Annotated in this window: 4 protein-coding genes and 3 pseudogenes; 2 read left to right on the forward strand and 5 right to left on the reverse strand. The window is 62.8% G+C overall.

The features are described 5' to 3' along the window. Nucleotides 1-84: 84 nt before the first annotated feature. A complete protein-coding gene (locus ACSQ3E_RS30640; RefSeq protein WP_436125490.1) occupies nt 85-759 on the forward strand; it encodes a protein-L-isoaspartate(D-aspartate) O-methyltransferase in 675 nt (224 codons plus the stop codon). A 361-nt stretch (nt 760-1120) separates the two neighbouring features. On the opposite strand, the gene ACSQ3E_RS30645 is transcribed toward ACSQ3E_RS30640, so the two are convergent. The 3 genes and pseudogenes from ACSQ3E_RS30645 to ACSQ3E_RS30655 all read right to left on the reverse strand — a co-directional run. Next, a complete protein-coding gene (locus ACSQ3E_RS30645; RefSeq protein WP_436125491.1) occupies nt 1121-1603 on the reverse strand; it encodes a phage terminase small subunit P27 family in 483 nt (160 codons plus the stop codon). A gap of 394 nt (nt 1604-1997) precedes the next feature. After that, complete coding sequence (locus ACSQ3E_RS30650) at nt 1998-2915, reverse strand: MBL fold metallo-hydrolase (RefSeq protein ID WP_436125492.1); 918 nt, start codon at nt 2913-2915, stop codon at nt 1998-2000. A 195-nt stretch (nt 2916-3110) separates the two neighbouring features. Next, nucleotides 3111-3536: pseudogene (locus tag ACSQ3E_RS30655) on the reverse strand (DNA-methyltransferase); the annotation flags it as partial. 197 nt (nt 3537-3733) lie between these two features. Here ACSQ3E_RS30655 and ACSQ3E_RS30660 point away from each other — a divergent pair. Next, nucleotides 3734-4768, forward strand: a complete 1035-nt coding sequence (locus ACSQ3E_RS30660; protein WP_436125493.1) for an IS110 family transposase — start codon at nt 3734-3736, stop codon at nt 4766-4768. Nucleotides 4769-5183: 415 nt separating this feature from the next. On the opposite strand, the pseudogene ACSQ3E_RS30665 reads toward ACSQ3E_RS30660, so the two are convergent. Next, a pseudogene (locus ACSQ3E_RS30665) lies at nt 5184-6329 on the reverse strand (IS256 family transposase); the annotation flags it as partial. Nucleotides 6330-6399: 70 nt separating this feature from the next. After that, a pseudogene (locus ACSQ3E_RS30670) lies at nt 6400-6902 on the reverse strand (DNA methylase); the annotation flags it as partial.

Raw genomic sequence — 6902 nt, forward strand, 5'->3', positions numbered from 1 at the left:
CCACGGTGGCGGGCGTTACTGTGACAAGACAAACAGGGTATAAAGCTATCTGGCAGCAGACTGGTTGAGGAAAGCCCCACCGTCATGAAGCCGATGAACGAAGAGCAGCTCGCGGTTCTACGCAGGCATATGGTCGAGGTGATTGCAATCCATGCCGACCTTGCAAGCGAAGAACTCGGCAAGGCGACGTTCGATGAGCGGGTGATGGCAGCGATGCGGCGGGTGCCGCGACATCTCTTCGTGCCAGCCCCGGTTGCGCCTTATGCCTACCAGGACATACCGCTGCCGATCGGTTTCGGTAAAACCGTCTCGCAGCCCTTCATCGTCGCTCTCATGACCGATCTCCTTGCTCCCCGACCGCACCAGGCAGTGCTCGAGATCGGCACCGGCCTGGGCTACCAAGCCGCAATCCTCGCAGAGCTCGCCGGGCAAGTTTGGAGCGTCGAAATCATCGAGGAATTCGCAAGCCATGCCGAGGCTCTCCTGCGGGGCCTCGGCTCGTCCAATGTCGGCATTCGTGTCGGAGACGGGTCTCGCGGCTGGCCTGAGCACGCTCCATTCGACAAGATCCTGGTCACCGTGGCGGCTGAGCGGACGCCGCCGGCTTTGCTTAAGCAGCTCAAGCCAGGGGGACGCCTGGTTCTGCCTGTGGGATCTGAAGAAGTGCAATTGCTGACTGTCATCGACAAGGATGCGGCAGGGCAACTCGAGGCTCGGACACTCATCCCGGTTCGGTTCAGCCGGCTCGAAACGGTCTAATGAGGGATGCGGACATCGTACTCTGGGCGAAATCTTCATCAACGACACAACCCGGCAAGCTTTGCCTCGATAGACGCTTGGCCGATTCCTTGAGCGTGGGACCGAGAAGGGGCAGGAACATCCGTGCCGCCTCAATCCTTGGCGCCGGCCTCCTTGGATCGACAATCACCCGCACGCCGACGAATAGCCGCAAGAATTGACCCTCGACGAATCGCGTCCGAAGGGATTTTCACGCCAAGGATCGATTGCTCGGGCGAAGGTCTGGCCGGCGCCCCCTGAACGGCGGCGCTGCCGGTAGAGTCCTGCCGCCTGGTGATGGTCAGGTCGACGTGGGTCGAGCTCGGCCATGATCCTGGGCAAGCTATCGCCGCGGCTTCAGATAGGCATCGGCCGGCTGGGAGACGGGAAGCTCGAACTCCCACGGCTTTGGACCAGGTGTGCGTTTGATGCTGACGCGGCTGCGCGATACCGGCGACAGGCCGAGCTCGGCCATGTATTTGTGCATGATCTCGAGCTGCTTGTTGGCAATTGCCAGCCAGGGACTTTGCTGGATATAGCCGGAAGGCAGCTTGATCAGCAGCGGGGTCTCGGCGAGCTTTTTTTCCGCCTCCACCCAGCGGCCATAGGCCTGGCAGTAGGCGGCAAGAGCTGCCCGGTCGCCTTCGCCGATGATACCGCGCACAAACAGATGCGGGGCGAGGCGTTTCCATTCGGCCTTGGCGCTCGGGTTGAGGTGAGCCGGGCAGGTCGGCGCCTTCGGTCCTGCGTGGCCGGCGCCACGATCCGCGTCATTGCCACCCTCGATGACCCTCAGCTGTGCCAGCTTCGGCTTGCGTCCGCGCATCAGAGCCTCCCGGTCAGTCGTTCCTGCAGGCGCCTGGCGCGTTTCATATCGACAAGGGGGAGGTCCTGCCGATCATCGGCATCACGACCCGACGACTGCCGAGTTACCCCCGAGTTTGTCGACTGGATCGGGGCAGATGAGGCCATGCCGTCAAGGCCTAAGTCGCCGTTTTGTTTGGAAGTTTCTGCCGGCTCCATCGTGGGATACCCCCTTGCCAATTTCTGCTGAGTGCGAGCGGAGCAGGGCGCCGGTCTACAGGTCCAATCCCCCTAGAGAAATGACCGCCCCCCGGGGTTAGGTTGCCAGCCTCTCCAGTCTGGAGCCTTTGGTGCATGGTATCAGAACAGCAAGCCATTGGAATCCCGACAGTTTCTCACATCTCTGCGCAGCACTACTAAGGAGCGCGCAGATTAGGGAGACGTTTCCACGGCCCGCTACGAGGCAGTGGCTGATAATCATCGAACCAGAACGATGAGTGGCGTCGCGAGATAGTTCCCACCGACGGCAAGGGAAAATGCGACGTCATGACAATGCGGCCATTGTCCGAGCAAGCTTCCAGGAATGCCCACCGCGTCCGACGTGCTTGGTCAGGGTCCGTGTCGTACCGAAAGTTCCAGTCTGGGTATACGCATTGCATCGGCCAATGCATGATATCGCCGGAAAACACCGCCCCTACGCCCTGAGATCCCAGCCCGATGGCAACGTGCCCTGAGGTGTGGCCCGGCGTCGGCTCGAGCCACACCTCGTCATCGAGTTCATAGTCCATATCGACAAGCACAGCCCGACCAGCCTCGACAATTGGCAGTACGTTGTCCTCATAGGTTCGTGTGGCATCGCCGGAGGCCGCCTGGGCGGCCTCGAACTCACGCCGTGCCATAATGTAGCGGGCGTTGGGGAATGTCGGTATCCAACGCCCGTCCACCAATCGTGTGTTCCAGCCGCAATGGTCGACGTGAAGATGAGTGCACAACACATAGTCGATCTGCTCGGGAGCAACACCTGCATTCGCCAGCCGCTCTAGAAAGGTACCGTCATGGCGGCGATGCCAATGCGGGAAGTCTGCGATCGTCTTGTCGTTGCCGACGCAACCGTCGACCAGAATGGTATGGTGTCCGGTACGGACCAGAAAACTCTGGATGGGAAGAATAATCCGGCCGGTTGCCGGCGATATCGATCTGGGCGTGAGCCAATGAAGATGCGGTTCGAGTGCTTCGTCGGTGCAGTCGGGAAACCACTCCGATGGCGTCCGCAGAGGGTCGCACATCTCCAGAATTCTGGTTACCCGAATATCCCCGATTCTCCAGTCATCCATCGATGCGATCCTTCTTCGATCAAGGGACGGATCGATAGATACAACATTTGCGGCCATCTGGCGTTAGACATCGCACCGCGCTTATGATCGAGTTCCGAGTGTTAGAGCTGCCACTAGGTAATGGCGCCAAGACGGTCCTGGAACTTGGTCTGGCAACACGGCGAAGGAGTGGGAACAAGCTCCGGACGACCCATGTCACAGGACCCCTGCAACGCGTTCGGCCGTCACCTCCGCGAAGCTGCGGCCGTCGCCCTCCAGCCGCGCCTGTTCGCCGGTGAACTCCTGCCAGCGGGCAATGGCAACGTCGACGTAGACAGGATCAAGCTCGATGGCATGGCAGCAACGCCCGGTCATCTCGGCGGCGATGATGGTTGTTCCCGATCCGCAGAATGGCTCATACACCGCCTGGCCTGGCGACGAGTTGTTCTCGATCGGTCGGCGCATGCAGTTGACCGGCTTTTGCGTGCCGTGGCCGGTTGCCGACTTGCGGTGTGGGATCTGCCAGACCGTGGTCTGCTTGCGATCACCGCTCCAGTGACCCTTGCCGCCCTTTCTAACCGCGTACCAGGCTGGCTCGTGCTGCCAGTGATAGTCGCCACGCCCGATCACCAGCCGGGTTTTGTGATGGTGTCCCACCGCGTGGTGTAGTTGGCGGCATTGGTCGCCGTGCTTTCCGGCATTGCCGGGCTGATCAGCGCGCCACAGCGGGCAGGCTGATCATGGGATCATCGCTCAATTGTCCGACGCTTTCCAGATGTCGTCATGGGGCGGCCAAGACCGGATATGTTGCCGCCTCGTGCAATCGGGAGGATGACAGCATGAAGACCTTCATCGGTATCGACGTTTCGCTCGCAAGCTCGGCGTTCTGTGTTCTCGACGAACACGGCCACATTCTAAAGGAGGTGCAGGTCGCCAGTGAACCGGAAGCATTCGTGGCCTTTCTCCGCAGCCTGCGGCGGCCGATCGACGCAATCGGTCTTGAGGCCGGGCCGCTGTCACAGTGGCTGTACCGCGGGCTCGCTGAGGCGGGCATCGATGCAACGCTTTTGGAGACCCGCCGGGTCAAGGCCGTTTTGAAGGCCATGCCGGTGAAGACTGATCGCCGGGATGCCGAAGGCATCGCGCGGCTGCTACGGATGGGCTGGTTCCGTCCTGTTCACTGCAAGTCGATCTCGGCGCAAGAACTACGAGCCCTTCTGAGCACGCGACGGGCGCTTCAGAAAGCGGCGCTCGACATCGAGCAGTCGCTCCGCGGCATTCTGCGCAATTTCGGCTTGAAGCTCGGTCCTATCAGCAAAGGGCGCTACGAGGAACGTATTTGCGAACTCGTTTCGGGCAACTCCATGCTCGAAGCCACTTCGATGGCCGTGCTGAGAGCTCGCGACAAGCTGCGGCGTGAACTCACCAGCATCGAGCGCCAGCTGCGCGACCGCGCGCGGCAGGACGAGGCGTGCCGCTTCATGATGACCATGCCTGGCGTTGGAGCCGTGGTCGCGCTCACATTTCGTGCAGCCATCGATGATCCTGGCCGGTTCCGTTCCTCCCGTGCTGTCGGACCCTGGGCCGGATTGACACCCCGCAGGGAGCAGTCCGGCGAGAGCGATGTGGTGGGACACATCACGAAGGCAGGGGACGCAACCTTGCGAACGGCACTGTTCAATGCCGCGACCGTGCTTATGCACCGGGCGAAGCCTTGCTGGCTCAAGGCTTGGGGAATGCAGGTGGCAAAGCGGCGTGGGCAGAAGCGTGCCACTGTAGCGGTCGCGCGGCGGATCGGCGTGGTTCTCCACCGCATGTGGACGGATGGCACCGACTTTCGCATGGTTCGCAATACGGACACGACAAAAGCCTGAGCAGGCGGGAGTAAGATCAGGCAAGGAGGATCCTGGTTTCGGCGCGGTAAAAGCACGCTGACGAAGTCCCCACCGGGACGCGGTTCCCGATGACGCCGGATATGACGCTGTCGCCGGACCTTCTCAGGTCCGAGCGCGTTTTCCAGATGGGCGCCCGGGAACCGATCTCACCGACATCATGATGGCGGCCACGCGCCGACCACGAACGGAAGCATGACACCGGTGTGGATCTGGGACTGGGTGCACAGCCACCGCGGCAAAACGTGACGATCGCAGCGATATCCGGAACGACCCGACGCGGGCGTCGCTCCAATGTCTGATGTCTCCACGGCGCCCGCGCCTCACGTTCCGCAAACGGCCACAAGTTACGCGGGTGGCGCAGCTTGGCTGTTTGTGATTGACGCCGAAGGCCCCATGACGGAAGCGTCATGTAGCGGGCGCGCTGGACGGCCCACTCGTCGTTCTGTTCGAGCAGCAGCGCGCCGACGAGGCGGACGATGGCGTCGTCGTTCGGGAAGATGCCGACGACGTCGGTTCGCCGTTTGATCTCGCCATTGAGGCGCTCGATCGGGTTGGTGCTGTGCAGCTTCGCGCGGTGCTCCTTCGGGAAGGTCATGTAGGCGAGCACGTCCAGCTCGGCATCATCGAGGATAGCGGCGAGCTTGGGCACCTTCGGCCGGATTTGGTCGGCGACGGCACGCCACTGGGCGCTGGCCGTCTCGGGCGTCTCTTGGGCGAAGGCGGTGGCGATGAAGGCCGAGACCACGCGGCGGCCGCTCTTGCCGGCATGCGCCAGCACGTTCCTCATGAAGTGGACGCGGCAGCGCTGCCAGGTGGCCGAGAGAACCTTGGTGACGGCGGCCTTGAGGCCTTCATGGGCATCGGAGACGACGAGCTTGACGCCGCGCAGGCCTCGCCGTGTCAGCTTGCGCAGGAACTCCGTCCAGATCGGCTCGGCCTCGGAGGTGCCGATCTCCATGCCCAGCACCTCGCGCCGACCGTCGGTGTTGACGCCGACGGCGATGATGACGGCGACGGAGACGATGCGGCCACCGCGACGGACCTTCAGATAGGTCGCGTCGATCCACAGATACGGCCAGTCGCCTTCGATCGGCCGTTCGAGGAATGCCTTCACCTTGCCGTCGATCTCCTCGCAGAGCCGCGACACCTGGCTCTTCGAGATGCCGCTCATGCCCATGGCCTTGACCAGATCGTCGACCGAGCGCGTCGAGATACCCTGAACATAGGCCTCCTGAATGACGGCCGTCAGGGCCTTCTCGGCCATGCGCCGCGGCTCGAGGAAGCCCGGGAAGTAGCTTCCCTTCCGGAGCTTCGGGATGCGCAGCTCGACGGTGCCTGCCCGCGTCTCCCAGTCCCGGTCGCGGTAGCCGTTGCGCTGGGCGGTCCGCAGCGGGCTCTTCTCGCCATAGGCGGCGCCGGTGGCGGCACCAACTTCCATCTCCATCAGGCGCTCGGCGGCGAAGCCGATCATTTCGCGCAGCAGATCGGCATCGGGTGTCTTCTCGACAAGCGCACGCAGGTTCATCATGTCGTCGGTCATCGGTGTTCCTTCCAGTCAGGAGTTGGCTTCGACAACCAGACCCTACCGGAAAGCGCCGATGACCACCGCGCTACCCAGCTACACCACGTCCGGGGACGTCACCGGTTTTGTCCCAGATGATCTGGGAGCGGACGACAAAGCCGCTGGCCTCGAGGCTCGCGGCCACGGTGGCGGCATGCAGGGCGCCATGCCATACATAAGCGACCTCGCCGGGAAACAGCGCCCAGGTCTCGCGCCAGTCGGCACGGTCGTCATTGAGGACCTTGCCCCTGGCCAGGTTGCTGCCGTCGCCGAAGCGCTCGCGCCAGGCCGGATCATAGCTCACGCCATAGGGCGGATCCGACACCAGCAGGTGAGGCTTCACGCTACCCAGCACCCGGTCGACATCCTCGGCGCAGGTGCTGTCGCCACAGATGAGCCGGTGATGGCCCAGAAGCCAGATGTCGCCGCGACGGCTCGCTGGCCGCTCGGGCACATCCGGAATGGCGTCGGGATCGGTGAGGCCTTGGGTGCCGAGGTTCTTCAGGGCGGCGATCTCGGTCTCGTCGAAGCCGGTGAGCGCCACATCGAAAC

This window comes from Aminobacter sp. LjRoot7, assembly GCF_964252895.1.
GTDB classification, from domain to species: domain Bacteria; phylum Pseudomonadota; class Alphaproteobacteria; order Rhizobiales; family Rhizobiaceae; genus Aminobacter; species Aminobacter aminovorans_B.